The sequence below is a fragment of the Streptomyces sp. NPDC091972 genome (genome assembly GCF_044756385.1).
Taxonomy (GTDB): Bacteria; Actinomycetota; Actinomycetes; order Streptomycetales; family Streptomycetaceae; genus Streptomyces.
Genome location: NZ_JBIVSV010000029.1, coordinates 1 through 17267, shown reverse-complemented (window position 1 = coordinate 17267; position 17267 = coordinate 1). Strand labels below are relative to the sequence as shown.

Genomic DNA, 17267 nt, shown 5'->3' with positions numbered 1-17267 from the left:
GAGCGCGGCTCCTTCACCACGGTCGGCAACCCCCTCAAACTCTCCGACTCACCCACCCGCATCACCACCCCACCCCTCCTCGGCCAACACAACGAAGAGATCTTCATCGGAGAACTGGGTCTCGGCGACGAGGAGTTGCGGTTGCTGAAGTCCGGCGGGGTGATCTGACGTGGTGAACCGGAGCCATTTTCCCGGCCCCTTGGGCGGTGGTCCATGACGTGAATGAGCACGGGGTCCGACGGCGGTGCGCGTCGGCGGACCCCGGGATCCGTGCGCGCACGAAAGGCATTTGGACAGGGGGCGCTGGCCAGATCTTTCGACGCAAGGAGTGCTTGAAGACTATGACAACCATCGACTACTCGTCGTCCGCCGCCTTCAGGGAGGTGACGGACCGCAACGGCCGCGTGTACCGGGTCGGCGAGACCGACCGGAACATCATGGGACGACCACGATGGACCATGGTGCTCTTCCCGTGGATGGGCATGCTGGGCATCAGTTCCTCGGAGTACGCGTTCACATCGGCCGAGGACACACTGCACGAGGCCCATCTGTGGAGCAGCGGGCACATCTTCTGGCTGATGGGCGTCTGGGTGTTCTTCCAGGCGGCCGTGGCCTTCCCGGCCGGGCAGCTCAGGGAGAGCGGGAAACTCCCGGCCCGCTACGCGATGATGCTCGGCGCGCTGGGCACCATCCTCGGCTACGTCTCGCTGGCGTTCGCACCGAACGTGATCTTCGCCTACCTGGGCTTCGGCGTGTGCAGCGGTATCGGCGCCGGTCTTGTCTACGCGACCTGCGTGAACATGGTCGGCAAGTGGTATCCGGAGCGCAAGGGCGGCAAGACCGGCATGGTCAACGGCGGTTTCGCCTACGGCTCGGTGCCCTTCGTCTTCCTGTTCACCTCGTACATGGACCTGAGCAACTACAAGGGCGTCCTGGTGACGGTCGGCCTGGTCTGCTGCGCCGTGGTGGCGTTCGCGGGCTGGTTCTTCAAGGACCCGCCGAAGAACTGGTGGCCCCCGCACGTCGACCCGCTCAAGCAGACCGACGACCCGAAGATCCGGCGGGCGCTGGAGAAGAACCCGCCGGCCGTCAAGCAGTACACCCCGAAGGAGGCCGCGCGCACGCCCGTCCTGTGGATGATGTGGTTCTGCCTGCTGTGCACGGCCGGCATCAACATCTTCGGCATCGCCTTCCAGGTGCCGTTCGGCAAGGACATGGGCTTCGCGGGCGGGATCGTGGCCACGGCGATGTCGCTCAAGGCGATCGTCAACGGCACCGGGCGCGGGGTGATCGGCTGGATCTCCGACAAGTTCGGGCGCCGCAACACCCTGATCATCGTGTGTCTGGTGCTGGGCACCGCCCAGTTCGGTGTGCTGATCTCCGGCCAGATGGGCAGCATGCCGTTCTTCCTCTTCTGCTCCATGGTCTCCGGCTTCGGCGGCGGCGCGATCTTCCCGCTGTTCGCCGCGATGACGGCCGACTACTTCGGTGAGAACAACAACGCCTCCAACTACGGCATGGTCTACAGCTCGAAGCTGATCTCCGGGCTCGTCGGCTCCGGTGTCGGCTCGATCGTGGTCGGCGCCTGGGACTACCAGGGCGCGTTCGTCCTGGCCGGCTCCATCGGCCTGGCGTCCGCGGTCCTCGCGCTGTTCCTCAAGGCGCCCGGCCGCCCCCAGACCAGCCGTCGGACCGTACCCAACCCGCAACCGCTCGGCGAGGAAATGGCCTGACATGACGGCAGATCCGTACGCAGCACGCAGCGAGACCGACAAGACCGCAGACTCCACCGCCGCACAACGTCCCTACCGAGAAGTGACCGACGCCAACGGCCGCGTCTACCGCATCGGCGAGACCGACCGGGACATCCTGGGTCACTCGCGCAAGCTCATGGTGTACCTGCCCTGGCTCACCATGATGGCCATCAGCGTCTTCGAGTACGCGTACGGCTCGGCGGAGGACACCCTGTCCCACGCCCACGGCTGGACGCAGAGCAACACCTTCTGGATCCTCAGCGTCTGGGTCTTCTTCCAGGCCGGCATCGCCTTCCCGGCGGGCTGGCTGCGGGAGAAGGGCATCCTGACCGCCCGCAAGGCCATGTACATCGGCTCGGGCATGTGCATGGTCGGGTTCCTCGCCCTGTCGCACCTGAGCAACGTCTGGCTGGCGATCCTCGGATTCGGCGTCATCGGGGGTGTCGGCGCCGGACTGGTCTACGCGACCTGCATCAACATGGTCGGCAAGTGGTTCCCCGAACGCCGGGGCGCCAAGACCGGGTTCGTCAACGGCGGCTTCGCGTACGGATCACTGCCCTTCATCTTCATCTTCAACTACGGCTTCGACACGGCGAACTACCACCGTGTCCTGGACCTCATCGGCTGCTACATCCTGATCGTGGTCGTCGGGTGCGCGTTCTTCTTCAAGGACCCGCCGAAGAACTGGTGGCCCGCGGACATCGACCCGCTCACGTACGGCGGCGACGGGAAGGGGGCCGCCTCCCTCTCCAAGAACCCTCCCGCGGTACGGCAGTTCACGCCGAAGGAGGCCGTCAGGACCGGCATGCTCCCGCTCATGTGGATCGCCCTCGTCATGACCGCGGGGGTGTCGATCTTCGGGATCTCCTTCCAGGTCGACTACGCCAAGGAGATCGGCTTCGGTCCGCTGGTGGCGGCCTCCTCGATGGGTGTCATGGCCGTCATCAACGGCATCGGGCGCGGGGTGGTGGGCTGGCTCTCCGACAAGTGGGGCCGCAAGTCCACGCTGGTGTTCGTGATCGTCGTCCTCGGGCTCGCGCAGTTCGGCGTGATCTGGGCGGGTGACGTCAAGAGTGAGTCGCTGTTCCTGTTCTTCGCGTTCCTGTCCGGGTTCGGCGGCGGCGCGTTCTACCCGCTGTTCGCGGCGCTCACCCCGGACTACTTCGGGGAGAACTACAACGCCTCCAACTACGGGCTGGTGTACAGCGGCAAGCTGATCAGCGGCCTGTTCGGCGGCGGCCTGGGCTCCATGGTCGTCGCGGCCTGGGGGTACGACGGGGCGTACGCCCTGGCCGGCGCCACGTCGATGCTCGCGGCGGCGATAGCCCTGCTGCTACGCCAGCCGGGCCGCCCCCGCGGCGCAACCTCCCCGACCCCACACCCTCAGGCGGCGACCTGAGCAGGGACACGGCACATCAGGCGGCCCCGCCCCACGTAGTTGGTGGAGGGGCCGCCTGCTCCGGTGCGGTCTGCCTCGTCAGCGGTCGGGGTGGAGCCGCCGGATCCGGTGGCCTCTGCCTCGGCGGCGGTCGGGGCGGGACGGTCCGTCCAGCAACGGGCCCGTCCCACGGCAGTCGGGGCGGGCGCTCCGGGCAACGGCAGGCTCGTCCGACGGCAGTCGGGGCGGGGCGCGCCAGGCAACGGCGGGCTCGTTCGGCCGCCGGCACACCGGGTGGGTGGGTCCGTCAGGGGTCTCTCCTGGCGGCGGCCAGATTGGAGCGGTCGGGACGGAGCCGTCTGTTCCACGGCGGTCTGACGGTCGTCGGGCCCGGACGGACGGACCGGGGTGGTCGTCGGTCCCGGACGGTCGCACTGGGGCGGTCCCCCGCCGTGATCTGTCCGGCGGTCACCGGACCGGGACTCCTCGACGGCAGTCCGGCCCTCCGGCCACCAGGCCCGGTCGGTCGTCCGGGAGCCGTCGGGTTCGACGGCCCGAAGACCCGGGAGGTCCACCCGACGGCAGTCCGGCCGACGGTGTCCGCACCGTTGGTCAGGTCGCCGTGGACCAACCGTCGCGCGGGCTACTTCTCCCGCTCCTGGTACATCTTCCGCGTGTGTTCCGTGTGTTGCCGCATGACCGCGGTGGCGCGCTGTTCGTCGCGGTCGGCGATGGCGGCGATCAGTTCACGGTGCTCGATCCAGGACTGGCGGCCACGCTGACGGGCGATCGGCGTGTAGTACCAGCGCACCCGACGATCCACCTGCGCCGCCAACTCCGCAAGGACCGCATTGCCCGCCAACTCCATCACCTTGGCATGCAGACGGGCATTGAGAGCCACCGCACCATCCACATCATCCGCCGCAACCGCACTCTCACCCTGCGCACACAGCTCCTCCAACGCGGCAACGCCCGCACTGCCCGCGTTCGCAGCCGCGAGCCGCGCCGCCTCGGCCTCCAACAACGTACGCACCGTCAACAGCTGATCCGCCTCCTCGTCCGTCGGCTCATGCACGAACGCACCCTGCGCCGGACGCAGATCCACCCACCCCTCGGTGTTCAACCGCTGCAACGCCTCACGCACCGGCTGCCGCGACACCCCCAGATGACCCGCCAGCTCACTCTCCACCAAATGCTGCCCCGGCTGCAGCGCACGCGTCGTGATCAACTCCAGCAACGCCCCGTACACACGGTCACGCAACGGACCAGGACGCTCGAGCCTGGGCACCGTCCCGTACGGCAGTCCTGTCGTCGGCAGCATCTCGGTCCCTCCCGTACAGCGCTGTCGCTGCAACTGAGAGTCAAGTATGAATTGGTTTTCGCCTACAGTCTACGGCGCACAACCAGCGGGCCCCGGGCCGCACCGGGACGTAGCAGCAGCTCATCGCCTCAATGACGTCAGGACCCTTGCTGACCGCTCTCTCCATCCTGTAGACAATATCCAGTCGACAAAGTCGGCAGTTCCTCGGTCACCCTCACCGAACGGAGCTTCCACCCATGAAAGTCGCAGTCCTCGGCGCCGGAGCCATCGGTGCCTACGTCGGCGCGGCACTCCACCGCGCCGGCGCCGACGTCCATCTCATCGCCCGCGGCCCGCACCTGGCGGCCATGCGGGAGCACGGCGTCCAGGTCCTGAGCCCGCGCGGTGACTTCACCGCCCGCGCCCACGCCACCGACGACCCGGCCGAAGTCGGCCCGGTCGACTACGTCTTCCTCGGTCTGAAGGCCAACTCGTACGCGGCGTGCGGGCCGCTCATCGAGCCCCTTCTCACCGACACGACCGCGGTCATCGCGGCGCAGAACGGCATCCCCTGGTGGTACTTCCACCGGCACGGCGGCCCGTACGACGGACACCGCATCGAAAGCGTGGACCCGGACGGCGCGGTCAGTGCGGTGCTCGCGCCCTCCCGGGCCATCGGGTGCGTCGTCTACGCGGCGACCGAGCTCGAAGGGCCGGGTGTCGTACGGCACCTGGAGGGCACGCGGTTCTCCATCGGCGAGCCCGACCGCAGCATCTCACCCCGCTGCACGGCCTTCAGCGAGGCCATGCAGGCCGGTGGGCTCAAGTGCCCGGTGGAACCGAACCTGCGGGACGACATCTGGCTCAAGCTGCTGGGGAACATCTCCTTCAACCCCATCAGCGCGCTGGCCCGTGCCACCATGCGCCAGATGTGTCTGCACGGCGGCACCCGCAAGGTCATCGAGACCATGATGGCCGAGACGCTCGCGGTGGCCGAGACGCTCGGCTGCACCGTCGGTGTCTCCATCGAACGCCGTCTGGCGGGCGCCGAGCGCGTCGGCGACCACCGCACCTCCACGCTCCAGGATCTGGAGCGCGGCAAGCCCCTGGAGCTCGACGTCCTGCTCACCGCCGTCATCGAGCTGGCGGAGATCACGGGTGTGGACGTGCCCACGCTCCGTACCGTCCACGCCCTCTCCGACCTCCTCGCGCTCCGGTCCGCCGCATGACGGAACCGGGCGTCCACGCCATCGGGTCGGGACCCCGGATCCGGCCGAACGCCGGCACCGGGGTCCCGATGGCCCACGCGATCGGCCGGGAGATCATCCGGGCGGGGCTGGCCGACCGGGAGTTCATCGAGCGCTCGACCTCCGGCTTCGAGGACTACCGGTGGCTGGTCGAGCCGTGGACGGTGTCGCTCGCGGTGAAGGTGACGGGCGTACCGGCGGTTGTCGTCCGGGAGTTGGCGCACGCCTGCGCGTACGGTGAACCGTTGCGGGCGTTCGACGGTGCCGGGCCCGAGGAGGTCCGAGCGCTGAGCAACCTGCCGCTGCTGACAGGGCACGGTCACGGCGGCCGGGAGCCGCGTATGCCCTTCCATCTGGTCCGGCACGCGCCTCCCGTCGATCTGACGGACGAGGTGTATCCGGTACGGCTCACCCGGGGACGCCGCCTGGACTCGCACAACCCCCGTGTGGTGAGGGGCGGTTCGGTGTCGTCGGTGCGGCGGGCCGAGTGTGTCGAGCTGAGTCCGGAGGACGCCGAGCGTTACGGCGTGGTGGTCGGCGAGGAGGTGCGGGTCGCCACCCGGCGGGGAGCCACGACGGCTCCGGTGTGGGTGGATCCGGCGCTGCGGCCCGGGCTGGCGTTCATGACGTCCCGTCCGCCGGACGGGCCGGGCGCCGAGCAGCGGGCGGAGAGAGCAGGCAGTCCGATCGCGGGGACCGTGGAGTTCGAGGCGGCGGCGATCCGGATCGAGAAGCCGCCCGTCGTGGCGGTACGGAGGTGAGACCGGACATGGGACGAGTCACGGAACGACGCAAGGTGATCCGCATCCGCGACGGGGCCGTCTCCACCCGCCCCCACACCCTCGCCACCGAAACCGGCCTCACCCTCATCGGCTTCCTCCGCGGCCCCTCCATGAACGTGTACGCGGGAGAGGAGCGCCTCACCCCGGCGGTCGTTGCGGCCGCCCGGGGCTGACGGTCCTGCCCGCTGCACGCGGCGGGACCCCGACCGGCGGGGAGCGCCCCCTGCGCCCTCGGGGTCCCGCCTCAGCCGTGTGCGCTCAGCACTTCTCCCGCAGCGAGTGCAGGTGGGCGCTGGAGCGGCGGGCGAAGCTGAAGGAATCGACGGGCTGGTCGTGTTCGGCCTGCCAGTGGTGGGCGAGGCGCTCGCCCCGCAGCCGGGTCACGGCGGAGATGAACTTCTGGTAGTCGATGTCGCCGTCGCCGACGTCGGTCATGCGGTAGCCGTAGGTGTCGGCCGGGTCCCGCACGCCGTCCTTGACGTGGAAGAGCGGGTAGCGGTGGGGCTGCCTGAGGACGTAGTTCAGGGGCTCGAAGGGCGCGGGCGTGCCGTCGGGCCGCTTGGAGAAGCGGAACTGGCCGGAGTACGCCCAGAAGATGTCCATCTCCAGGAACACCAGGTCGGGGTCGGTCTCCTTGAGGAGCACGTCGTAGAGGCGGACCTTGGGGTTGTCGGTGGCGAAGGAGAACTCTTCGGAGTGGTTGTGCTGGTAGAACTTCATGCCGCGTGCCTTCGCCGCCGCGCCGTAGGTGTTGAAGTCCTCGGCGGCGCGCTTCCACGCGTCGACGGTGGAGCCGTAGCGGAACGGTCCTGAGGCGGTGCCGATGTGTTTGAGGCCGAGGGCCTGGGCGTCGTCGAGGACCTTGGTGAGGTTCTGGGCGAAGGTGTAGGCGTTCGGGTCGTCGTCGGAGTAGTAGCCGACGTGGCTGCCGATCGGGTTCAGTCCGTGGTCGCGGGCCAGCCGCCTGAGCTGGGCGAGGGTGATGGGTCCTGCCGAGCCCTGGGTGTAGCCGGCGAACTCGACCTCGTCGTAGCCGTACTTCTCCAGTTCGGCGAAGACGGGGGCGAAGCCGAGCGTGGAGACCTTGTCGCGGAGGCTGTAGAGCTGGATGCCGAGGCGGCCGGGGGGCAGGACGGGGCGGCCGCGGCCGTGGCCGGTGGTGCCGGTCGCGGCTTCGGTGGCGGCACCGGCCGGGGCGGCCGCGGCGCCCAGCAGCGCGGCGGCGGTGGCGCCCGCGGCGACTCCGAGCATGCCCCGTCTGGTCAGGCGGTGGGTGAGTTCGGGGTCGGGCTGGGACACGCGGCTCATGTCTGGGTCTCCTCGCGGTCGAAGGGCGTTGTCAGTGGTGGGTGCTTCACTGGGGACCAGTCAGGAAAGTCCGGCCAGTCGGAGCAGGAGCGACTTCACGTCGGTGGCCGCGACGCGGTCGTCGACGGCGCGGGGGGTGGAGCAGATGAGGAGCGGACCGTCGTCGTCGCTCTCGGGGAGGCGGCCGTGGCTGCCGCGAACAGGTGACGGGTCGAGGGGCACGACCGCCATGCGGTAGCGCAGGCCGAGTTTCTTGCGGGCCAGTGCGGTGGCGGCCTTGACCTTGACGTAGGGGTCGAGCGGGTCCATGAAGAGTTCGACCGGGTCGTAGCCGGGTTTGCGGTGGATCTCGACCAGTTGCGCGAAGTCGGGCGCGCGGTCGTCGTCGAGCCAGTAGTAGTACGTGAACCAGGCGTCGGGCTCCGCCACGGCGACGAGTTCGCCGGAGCGCGGGTGGTCGAGGTGGTGGGCCTTCTTGCCCTCGTCGTCGAGGAGCCGCTCGATGCCGGGCAGGCCGTCGAGGGCGGCGCGGGTGGCGTCCAGGTCCTCGGGACGGCGCACGTAGACGTGGGCGATCTGGTGGTCGGCGACCGCGAAGGCGCGGGAGGCCATCGGGTCGAGGTACTCCATGCCGTCCTGGGTGTGCACCTCGAGGAGTCCCGCGCGGCGCAGGGCGCGGTTGATGTCGACGGGCCGGTCCGCGCGGGTGATCCCGTACTCGGACAGCGCGACGACGGTACGGCCTTCCGCGCGGGCGTCGTCCAGGAGCGGGGCCAGCGCGCGGTCGAGGTCGGCGGCGGCCTTGAGGGAGCGTGGGTCGTCGGGCCCGAAGCGTTGCAGGTCGTAGTCGAGGTGGGGGAGGTAGCAGAGCGTCAGGTCGGGACGGCGGGTGCTCATGATGTGGCGGGTCGCGTCGATGATCCACTGGCTGGAGACCAGGTCCGCGCCGGGGCCCCAGAAGTGGAAGAGGGGGAAGGTGCCGAGTTTTCCGGTGAGTTCGTCGTGCAGGGCCGGGGGCCGGGTGTAGCAGTCGGGTTCCTTGCGGCCGTCGGCGTAGTAGACGGGACGGGGGGTGACGGTGAAGTCGGTGTCGGCGCCCATGGCGTACCACCAGCAGATGTTGGCGACGGTGTAGCCGGGGTGGGCGCGGCGGGCGGCGTCCCAGAGCTTGTCGCCAGCGACCAGGCCGTTGTGCTGGCGCCACAGGAGTACGTCGCCGAGTTCGCGGAAGTACCAGCCGTTGCCGACGATGCCGTGCTCCGACGGGTGGGTGCCGGTGAGGAAGGTGGACTGGGCGGCGCAGGTCACGGCGGGCAGGACGGTGCCGAGCGGGGCGTGGGAGCCGGACCGGGCGAGGGTCTTGAGGTGGGGCATGTGGTGGAGGAGGCGGGGGGTGAGGCCGACGACGTCGAGGACGAGGAGGGGGGTCGGCCCCTCCGCCGGGACTGGGCGGTTCATGGCAGCTCCTTGAGGCCGAGGTCCGTCAGCAGGTCGCGCACGAGGGTGAGTTCGGCGGCGATGCCGTCGGCGAGCTGGGGGCGGCCCCGGGGGCGCAGTTCGGGTGGGAGGGCTTGCCAGGTGTAGGTCTCGACCTCCAGATGGCGGGTGAGGGGGTGCGGGCCGCCGACGAGCCGGGTCAGGACCGACTTGAGGACGGGGAGGGTGGAGGTGAGGGGTGGGGCGGGGGCCGCGTGCAGGGGGACGTGGAAGTGGGCGCGCCAGGGTGCCCCGTCGGGCAGGGCGTCGCCGGCGAGTGCCTCGCCGAGGTCGTCGGTGCCGCGCAGGCCCGCGGACGTGGAGGTGCGGGTCTGGTGCAGGAAGCGGGGTTCGTCGAAGGCGGCGAGTGCTGCGCGCACCTCGGGCAGGTGGGGGTGTTCGGCGTGCAGGGCGGCGGAGAGCTGGGACTTGACGACGGGGACGTGGGCCGCGGTGAGCGTGTCCAGGGCGGTGTGCGGGTCTTCGAAGGAGGTGGCGAGGTGGCAGGTGTCGACGCAGATGCCGATGCGGTCGTGGGCGATCGCGGTGAGGGGGGCGATGGCGTCGGCGGTGGTCTCGACGACGCAGCCGGGTTCGGGTTCGAGGCCCACCCGGATGGAGCGGCCGGTCAGCTCCTGGAGGGCGTCGAGGCGTTCGGCGAGGGTGAGCAGGGCGGTGCGGGCCTTGTCGGCGCTGCCGTCGTCGTAGCGGGTGCGCCAGGCGAGGGGCAGGGTGGAGATGCTGCCCTCGGTGACGTCGTCGGGGAGGAGTCCGGTCAGGACCCGGGCCAGGGCGGCGGTGTGGTCGAGGCGTTCGGGGTCGGTCCAGTCCGGTCTGTAGACGCGGTACTTGACCTCCTGGGCGCCGAAGCCCTCGTAGGGGAAGCCGTTGAGGGTGACCACTTCCAGGCCCCGGCGGTCGAGTTCGCAGCGCAGGTCGCGCAGCGCGGAGGGGTCGCTGACCAGGGCTTGGGCCGCGTCGCGGGCGAGCCACAGGCCGATGCCGAGGCGGTCGCGGCCGAGGCGGCGGCGGACGGGTTCGCAGTGGTCGCGGAGCTGGGCGAGGACACCGTCGAGGGTTTCCGCGGGGTGGACGTTGGTGCAGTAGGCGAGGTGGACGGTGGTGCCGTCGGGGTGGCGGAAGCGCATGGCTCACGCCTCCGTCTTCTGCGGGCCCCGGAGGATGGAGTTGCCCTCGTGGGTGAGGTCGGTGGCCGGCACGTCGAGGTCCAGCCGTCCGCTGAGTCCGTAGAAGGCGACGGGGTTGCGCCACAGCACTCGGTCGACGTCGTCCTCGGTGAAGCCCTCGGCGAGCATCAGGTCGCCGACCTTGCGGGTCTTGAGGGGGTCGCTGCGGCCCCAGTCGGCGGCGGAGTTCACCAGTACCCGGTCGGGGCCGTAGGCGCGCAGGATGGCCACCATGCGTTCCTCGTCCATCTTGGTGTCGGGATAGACGGAGAAGCCGAGCCAGCAGCCGCTGTCTTTGGCCTCCTTGACGGTGGTCTCGTTGAGGTGGTCGACCAGGACCCGGTCCGTCGGCAGGTCGGACTCGCGGACGACGTCGAGGGTGCGGCGCAGGCCGGCGAGCTTGTCGCGGTGCGGGGTGTGGACGAGGGCGGGCAGTCGGTGGTCGGCGGCGAGCTGGAGCTGGGCGGCGAGGGCGGTGTCCTCGGCTGGGGTCATGGAGTCGTAGCCGATCTCGCCGACGGCGACGACCTGGTCCTTGACGAGATAGCGGGGCAGTTCGTCGAGGACGGGCAGGCAGCGCGGGTCGTTGGCCTCTTTGGGGTTGAGCGCGAGGGTGCAGTGGTGGGCGATGCCGTACTGGGCGGCGCGGAAGGGCTCCCAGCCGAGCAGGGAGTCGAAGTAGTCGAGGAAGGAGGCGGGAGAGGTGCGGGGCTGGCCGAGCCAGAAGGACGGTTCCACCACGGCCCGCACGCCGGCGGTGTGCATGGCCTGGTAGTCGTCGGTGGTCCGGGAGGTCATGTGGATGTGGGGGTCGAAGATGCGCATCAGGACTCCTTGCCGTGGGTGCCGTCCGCGCGGTGGGGGCCGTGGTCGGCGGCCGGCGCGGGTGGGGTGGCGGTGGGGTCGGTCAGGGTCAGGACGCGGTGCAGGTCCTCCGGCACGGTGCGGCCCGCGGCGGTGCGTTCGGCGGCGTAGTCGCCGAGCATGCGGGCCAGTTCGCCGTCCCCGCGGGCCCGTCGGTGCAGGTCGGCCACCTCGGCGACGGGCACGCCGGTGAACAGGCACTTCAGGACCGCGTGGCGCCACTGGTGGGCGTCGAGGTGGCGGGCCGCGTAGGGGCCGACGGCGGCCGCCAGGAGCCGGGTGTCGTTGGTGCGCAGGGCGTCCTCGACGAGCGGAAGGGCCTGTGGGCCGGGCACGAGGTGGGGCAGGGCGTGCAGGACGGCGCGGCGTTCGGCGGCCGTGCCCTGGGCGTAGACCCGGGTCAGGGCGTCGGTGTCGGCGCGGGCCGCGTGCAGGATCAGGACGCGGGCGGCGTCGGCGTGTTCGGGGCCGCAGCGGCGGCCGGCCTCGGCGAGCCGCAGCTCCCACACGGAGATGGGGCCGTGGGCGCCGGGGTGGGCGGCGGCCTCTTCGAGGGCCTGGTCGAGCCAGTGGCGGGCGTCTTCGCCGAGGCGGTCGGCGAGCTGGTTGTGCAGGTCGCGCAGCGGGGTCCGGGCGAGGGTGGTGCCCTGGGTGTCCGCGGCGGGGGTTGCCTGGTGGGCATGGGGGTGGGTCATGGAGTGCTTCCTTGTGAGAGCGCCACTGCCTGACGGAGGAAGGGGAGGGAGCGTTCGGCGAAGTGGGGGCCCGCGTGGGAGTGGCGGGGCAGTTCGACGACCGTCAGCCCCTGGTAGCCGGTGTCGGCCAGGGCGGCGAGGACCGGCGGGAAGTCGATGTCGCCGTCGCCGAAGGGGAGGTGTTCGTGGACGCCTCGGCGCATGTCCTCGATCTGGACGTGGCGCAGCCAGGGTCCTGCGGCCCGTACGCAGTCGGCGGGAGGGAGGGGTTCCAGGCACTGGCAGTGGCCGATGTCGAGGGTCAGGCCGAGGGCGGGCGGGTCGCCGAGGGTGCGGCGGAGGTGGTGGAAGTCGGCGAGGGTGGCGAGGAGGTGCCCCGGCTCGGGTTCGACGGCGAGGGGGACGCCGGCCGTGGTGGCGGTGTCCAGGACGGGAGCGAGGGTCTCGGCGAGCCGTTTCCACGCCGTGTCCGGGTCCGTGCCGGCCGGGGTGATGCCGCTGAAGCAGTGCACGGCGTGCGCGCCGAGGTCGGCGGCGACCTGGACGGCCCGGACCAGGAGGTCGGCACGGCGGGCGCGGTCGTCCGGGTCGGGGTCGAGCAGCGAGGGGCCGTGTTTGCGGCGCGGGTCCAGCACGTAGCGGGCGCCCGTCTCGACGGTGACCGACAGGCCGAGCGCGTCCAGCCGGTGCGCCAGACCACGGGTGCGGGCGGCCAGGTCGGGGGCGAGGGGGTCCAGGTGCATGTGGTCGAGGGTCAGCCCGACCCCGTCGTACCCGAGGTCGGCGAGCAGGGTGAGGGCGTCGTCCAGGCGGAGGTCCGCGAGGCCGTTGGTGCCGTAGCCGAAGCGGAGCGGGGTGACGCCGGGCGTGGGCCTGGACGGGGCGAGGGGACCGGTCATGTGACGCTCACCTTTCGCGCGAGGCGTCCCGCCAGAGGGGCGAGGGCGGCGGTGAGCAGGGCCGTGACGGTCGCGCCCTTCGTGCCCGAGCGGGCGGTGAGGGCGGCCTGGAGGGGGATCGCGGCGCGGATGCCACCGGTGACGGCTCGTTGGGTGAGCGGGGGCGAGGGGTTGAGGGTGGCGTGGAAGTAGGGGCGGGCGGCGGTGGCCGCGTAGGAGGCGGCGAGGGCGAGGCGCAGGGCCGCGTGTGGATCGAAGGGCTGGTGGCCGGGGAGGGGTGGGTGCCGGGGGCGAGTCAGCCGGGACAGGGCTTGGACGGCCGGCTCCGCAAGGGGCGCCGGGCCGCGCGCAACGTGGGCATGTCGGCTGTCGTCGGTCCGAGTCGAGGGCAGCGGACGTTGTCGGGCCACCGTCCGCGTCAGGGCCGCGGTCACGGCGAGGGCCGCGAAGGGGGCCAGGGATGAGCCGCCCTGGGCCTCCCCGCGGGACACCGACGTGACCGCGAGGGTGTGGGCACCGAGGAGCGCGGCGGCGGGCAGCGCCTCGCGGATACCGGGGGAGGTGGAGGCGGGAGACGTCTCATGGAAGCCGGCCGGAGCCGCAGACGGCCGATTCCGTCGGCTGCCCGGCAGGAGGTCGGCTGCGGCCGCCACCCCCGGCACCGCCCGGAGCGCGTCGGCGACGGCAGCCGAAGTGCGCACACCGGCTCCGCCGCGCCGAGCGGCCGTCCGCCCCACGATGCCCGTGGCGGTCTTCCGGCGCAGGCCGACCGCTGCGGCCGTCCGCTCCACGACGGCCCCGACGGCCCCGACGGCCTTCCGGCGCGGGGCACCCGCCCCGTCGCCGCGGCTCTCCGCCCCCTCCCCCGCTGTCGCCGCCGCGCCGAGCAGCAGGTCCAGGCCTCGTGCGGTCGCCATGGCGAGCGGTCCTGCCGGGGTGTTCTTCAGGGCCAGGTCGTACGCCCAGACCGTGGCCGCGAGGGGCACCGCGACCGTGAGGGCGCGGCGGCCCGCGCAGGCAGCCAGGGTGAGACCCGCGCCGGTGAGGGCGCAGGCCGCGCCGAGGGCCGCAGAGGGCTGGATGCGCCCGGAGGGGAGGGGGCGGTGGGGGCGTTCCACGGCGTCCACGTCGCGGTCGGCCCAGTCGTTGAGGGCCATGCCGGCTTCGTAGAGGCAGAGGGAGGAGGCGATGGCGAGGAGGGTGCGGGGGGTGGGACGTGCGGAGGCGGCCGCCGCTCCGGCGAGGGCGTCGCCGGGGACGGTGAACAGGGCGGGCAGGCGCAGGAGTTCGGCCCAGGCACGGGCGCGGGCACGGCGCCGGTGGCGGGGTGCGGGGGGCGGTGGTGCGGTTGGCCGGGAGACCCCTTGGGACGGGGGCGGGTCGAGGGGGGTCATGGGCTCGGTCGCCGCCGTCCTTGCGGGCGGGGCGCCCGTCGTTGCCCTGTCGGTCCTCACCGCTGCTCCTCCCCCGTCCGGTCGCCGACCGGTCCCGGGACGTCGATGCCCTCCCGGGCTCTGTCCGCGGCGGGCTCGGCTCGGAGTCGTTCCGCGAACCTCACCAGCTCCGTGTACTGCTCCCCCAGTCCCGAAGGTCCCTGCCCCACCGGGTCCTTGAAGTAGAAGGCCAGCTCGCCGAGCGGTCCGGAGAGCCCCGCCTCGTGGGCGCGGGCGGTCAGGCGGGCCAGGTCCAGGACGAGGGGTGCGGCCAGGGCCGAGTCGCAGCCCTGCCAGGTGGTCTGGAGGGTCATGCGGGTGCCGAGGAAGCCGTCGAAGGCGATGTGGTCCCAGGCGGTCTTCCAGTCGCCGAGGGCGGGGACGTCGTCGATGTGCACCTCGCCCTGCGGTGTGTGCCCGAGGGTGTCGGCCAGGACGCGTTCCTTGCCGGCGTTCTTCGCCGCGGCGGCCGCCGGGTCGGCGAGGGACGCCCCGTCGCCGCCGCCCAGCAGATTGGTGCCGGACCAGGCCCGGACCGTCAGGGCGCGCTGGGTGAACATCGGGCCCAGGACGGAGCGGAGCAGGGTCTGGCCGGTCTTGCCGTCGCGGCCCGCGTGGGGAAGGCCGGAGGCTTCCGCGTGCCGTCTCAGCGAAGGGTGGTGCAGTCCGGTCGAGGGGGTGAAGTTGACGTAGGGGCAGCCCGCCCGCAGGGCCGCCGCGGCGTACAGGGAGCTCGGGGGGAGGGTGTCGCCGGTGGGGGCGGGTTCGGTGGAGGCCACGTTGACCACGACCGCGCGCGTCAGCCCGCACCGCCGTACGAAGGAGCGGATGTCCGCGGCGAAGGCGGTGATCAGCACGTCCTCGGTCCTGGTGTCGCCGGGGAGGGGGCCGCCTGGTCTGATCTCCCGTTCGGCGGCGGCGAGTTCGGCGTTCACGGCGGCGGGCAGGCCGTGCGGCAGGACACCGCCCGACGCGAGGGCCTCCGCCCGTTTGGGCAGGGGGCAGTCCATCGTGTCGTGGCCGCCGAAGACCAGGGCGGACAGCGCGGGCAGGCCGCTGTCGGTGAAGGGCGGGGTCTCGGTGACCAGGCCGGTCGGCGGGTGCAGCCCCGCGGTCATGGCGGCGCAGCCCGCGACGACCGTCGTGGCGACGGAACCGCGGGCCCCGATCAGCCAGACACCGACGCGTGGTTGGGAATCGGACGCGGACATGGGCAGCCTCCTCGTCGGACGTGGAACGTCGAACGCGTCGTACGCGCACCCCACTCATGAGGGGGAAAGACGGCGGGCGGGGGTCCGGCGTCCCCCGCCCGCCGCCGCTCAGTCGCCGTGGACGGGCAGTTCCTTGATCCGGATGTCGCGGAACGACACCTGGTCGTCGGCTCCGTGGTTCTGGATGCCGACATGCCCGTCGCGCAGGCTCCGGGCCGGATCGGTGTTGGTGAAATCGTTGATCTTCACGCCGTTGAGCCAGACGCGGAGGCGTTCGCCCTCCACGCGGATCTCGTACGTGTTCCACTCCCCCGGCGGGTTCAGCGCCCGGTCGCGCTTCTTCAGGTCGGCGGAGCGGAAGCCGTAGACGGACCCTGTGGTCTTCTCGGGTACGTCGGTGGCGTCGATCTGGATCTCGTAGCCGTTGTCCACGGCGGACCAGGGGTCGTCCGAGGGCGGGAAGCCCACGAACACGCCGGAGTTGTCGTCGCCGGAGGCGCTGGCCGTCCTCCAGTCGAGCTTCAGGGAGTAGGACCCGAAGCCCTGGCCGGTGCCGGCGTACCAGAGCATCCCCATGCCGCCGGACGACGTGAGCGTGCCGTCGTCGGACAGGGTGAAGGTGCCCGGTCCGGCCTGCTTCCAGCCGGTCAGGGAGCCGGCCGTGCCGTCGAAGAGCGGACGGTAGCCGTTCTCCGGCCGGCAGTCGGCGCGGGCGTCGCCGGTCGCGTACCGGATGCCGCCCAGCAGGTGGCCGCGGAAGGCCGGGTCGGCGTACGACTCCTTGGTGTGGCCGAGGCCGGTGTAGAAGGATCGGCCGCCCTGGTAGTCCTGGCACCAGGCGATGGGATGGTCGCCGTTCATGGTGCCGCCGGTGTACGACGACTCGTCCAGCGAGGCGAGGACGTGGGCCCGCTCCCGGGGGTTGGAGCGGTAGTTGTACCACTCGTCGGTGCGGTTCCACGCCAGGGCCAGGTGGGCGGTGGACGGGTGGGACCGGTCCTCGACGACGACGGTGGCCGGCTGGATCGCCGGGTGCGACTGGAAGTACGCGCCGGCGAGGCCGCCGTAGAACGCCCAGTCGTACTCGGTGTCTGCGGCCGCGTGGATGCCGACGTATCCTCCGCCGCTCCGGATGTAGCCCTCGAACGCCCGCTGCTGGGCGGGGGCGAGGACGTCTCCGGTGGTGGAGAGGAAGACGACGGCGTCGTAGCGGCGCAGGTTGCGTGCCGTGAACGCGGCGGCGTCCTCCGTCGCGTCGACGGCGAAGCCGGCGCTCTGCCCCAGTTCCCGTACGGCCGCCACGCCGTCCGGGATGGAGTCGTGCCGGAAGCCGGCCGTCTTGGAGAAGACCAGCACCCGTTCGGGGGCGGCGCTGTGGGAGACGGCGGGTTGGGACACGCAGCCCAGGAGCAGAGCCGCGCCGACGACTGCGGTGGCCCGTCGTCGGTTGGCCCTCATGTGGACGCGGGGTCTGTGGGTCTCGATTCTGCGGGTGGGGGTGGTGCGGTCGTTCCCGTGCACGGATGCCTCCGGAGTGGGGCCGGACATACGGGTGGGGCGTACAGGTGGGTCGTACGGGTGGGGGGAGGTGCGCCGGGATGCGCCGTCGTCCCGGAACCGGCCGGTGCGGCTTACTCGTTGCCTGCGAAGGCGGCGTCGAAGGAGGCCGAGGGCGGGTCGAAGTCGAACTTCTTGAGCCGGTTCAGTGCCTCGGGTGCGCCCTGGAGGCGGTC

General features: G+C 71.7%; 13 protein-coding genes and 3 pseudogenes. 6 read left to right on the top strand and 10 right to left on the bottom strand.

The annotated features are described in order from the left end of the window. The 3 genes and pseudogenes from ACIQJT_RS41570 to ACIQJT_RS41560 form a co-directional block, all read left to right on the top strand. Window positions 1–168 (top strand): annotated as a pseudogene (locus ACIQJT_RS41570) (formyl-CoA transferase); the annotation flags it as partial. 173 nt (window positions 169–341) lie between these two features. Then, a complete protein-coding gene (locus ACIQJT_RS41565; RefSeq protein ID WP_365465578.1) occupies window positions 342–1733 on the top strand; it encodes an OFA family MFS transporter in 1392 nt (463 codons plus the stop codon). A 1-nt stretch (window position 1734) separates the two neighbouring features. Continuing rightward, window positions 1735–3153 carry an OFA family MFS transporter gene (locus ACIQJT_RS41560; RefSeq protein WP_365465581.1) on the top strand — a complete coding sequence of 473 codons (1419 nt, stop codon included), beginning with the start codon at window positions 1735–1737 and terminating at the stop codon, window positions 3151–3153. Between the two features lie 622 nt (window positions 3154–3775). On the opposite strand, the gene ACIQJT_RS41555 is transcribed toward ACIQJT_RS41560, so the two are convergent. Beyond that, window positions 3776–4450, bottom strand: coding sequence for a GntR family transcriptional regulator (locus ACIQJT_RS41555; RefSeq protein WP_365465611.1), 675 nt, complete (start codon window positions 4448–4450; stop codon window positions 3776–3778). 239 nt (window positions 4451–4689) lie between these two features. Here ACIQJT_RS41555 and ACIQJT_RS41550 point away from each other — a divergent pair, with 239 nt between their 5' ends. From ACIQJT_RS41550 to ACIQJT_RS41540, 3 genes and pseudogenes are all read left to right on the top strand, one after another. Next, window positions 4690–5661: a 2-dehydropantoate 2-reductase gene (locus tag ACIQJT_RS41550; protein ID WP_365465584.1), complete on the top strand. Its 972-nt coding sequence runs from the start codon at window positions 4690–4692 to the stop codon at window positions 5659–5661. 47 nt (window positions 5662–5708) lie between these two features. Further along, window positions 5709–6440: pseudogene (locus tag ACIQJT_RS41545) on the top strand (molybdopterin dinucleotide binding domain-containing protein); the annotation flags it as partial. An 80-nt stretch (window positions 6441–6520) separates the two neighbouring features. Next, window positions 6521–6634: pseudogene (locus ACIQJT_RS41540) on the top strand (formate dehydrogenase accessory sulfurtransferase FdhD); the annotation flags it as partial. 85 nt (window positions 6635–6719) lie between these two features. On the opposite strand, the gene ACIQJT_RS41535 reads toward ACIQJT_RS41540, so the two are convergent. The 9 genes from ACIQJT_RS41535 to ACIQJT_RS41495 form a co-directional block, all read right to left on the bottom strand. Beyond that, window positions 6720–7769, bottom strand: a complete 1050-nt coding sequence (locus tag ACIQJT_RS41535) for a sugar phosphate isomerase/epimerase (protein ID WP_365465587.1) — start codon at window positions 7767–7769, stop codon at window positions 6720–6722. Window positions 7770–7829: 60 nt separating this feature from the next. Beyond that, window positions 7830–9227, bottom strand: a complete 1398-nt coding sequence (locus ACIQJT_RS41530) for a nucleotide pyrophosphatase/phosphodiesterase family protein (RefSeq protein ID WP_402650660.1) — start codon at window positions 9225–9227, stop codon at window positions 7830–7832. After that, the gene (gene eboE, locus ACIQJT_RS41525) at window positions 9224–10393 is read right to left on the bottom strand and encodes a metabolite traffic protein EboE (protein WP_402650659.1); all 1170 of its coding nucleotides are present in this window, start codon (window positions 10391–10393) and stop codon (window positions 9224–9226) included. The genes ACIQJT_RS41530 and eboE overlap by 4 nt, the downstream gene beginning before the upstream one ends. Before the next feature lie 3 nt (window positions 10394–10396). Then, on the bottom strand, window positions 10397–11257 hold the full coding sequence (locus ACIQJT_RS41520; RefSeq protein WP_365465596.1) for a TatD family hydrolase: 861 nt from the start codon (window positions 11255–11257) through the stop codon (window positions 10397–10399). Beyond that, window positions 11257–11991: an EboA domain-containing protein gene (locus ACIQJT_RS41515; protein WP_365465599.1), complete on the bottom strand. Its 735-nt coding sequence runs from the start codon at window positions 11989–11991 to the stop codon at window positions 11257–11259. Before ACIQJT_RS41515 ends, ACIQJT_RS41520 begins: the two co-directional genes overlap by 1 nt. Then, the gene (locus tag ACIQJT_RS41510; protein ID WP_365465602.1) at window positions 11988–12890 is read right to left on the bottom strand and encodes a sugar phosphate isomerase/epimerase family protein; all 903 of its coding nucleotides are present in this window, start codon (window positions 12888–12890) and stop codon (window positions 11988–11990) included. The genes ACIQJT_RS41515 and ACIQJT_RS41510 overlap by 4 nt, the downstream gene beginning before the upstream one ends. After that, the gene (locus ACIQJT_RS41505) at window positions 12887–14344 is read right to left on the bottom strand and encodes a UbiA family prenyltransferase (protein ID WP_402650658.1); all 1458 of its coding nucleotides are present in this window, start codon (window positions 14342–14344) and stop codon (window positions 12887–12889) included. The genes ACIQJT_RS41510 and ACIQJT_RS41505 overlap by 4 nt, the downstream gene beginning before the upstream one ends. Then, window positions 14341–15534, bottom strand: coding sequence for an inositol-3-phosphate synthase (locus ACIQJT_RS41500; protein WP_365465605.1), 1194 nt, complete (start codon window positions 15532–15534; stop codon window positions 14341–14343). Before ACIQJT_RS41500 ends, ACIQJT_RS41505 begins: the two co-directional genes overlap by 4 nt. A 108-nt stretch (window positions 15535–15642) precedes the next feature. Next, the gene (locus tag ACIQJT_RS41495) at window positions 15643–16992 is read right to left on the bottom strand and encodes a ThuA domain-containing protein (RefSeq protein ID WP_365465608.1); all 1350 of its coding nucleotides are present in this window, start codon (window positions 16990–16992) and stop codon (window positions 15643–15645) included. Window positions 16993–17267 lie beyond the last annotated feature (275 nt).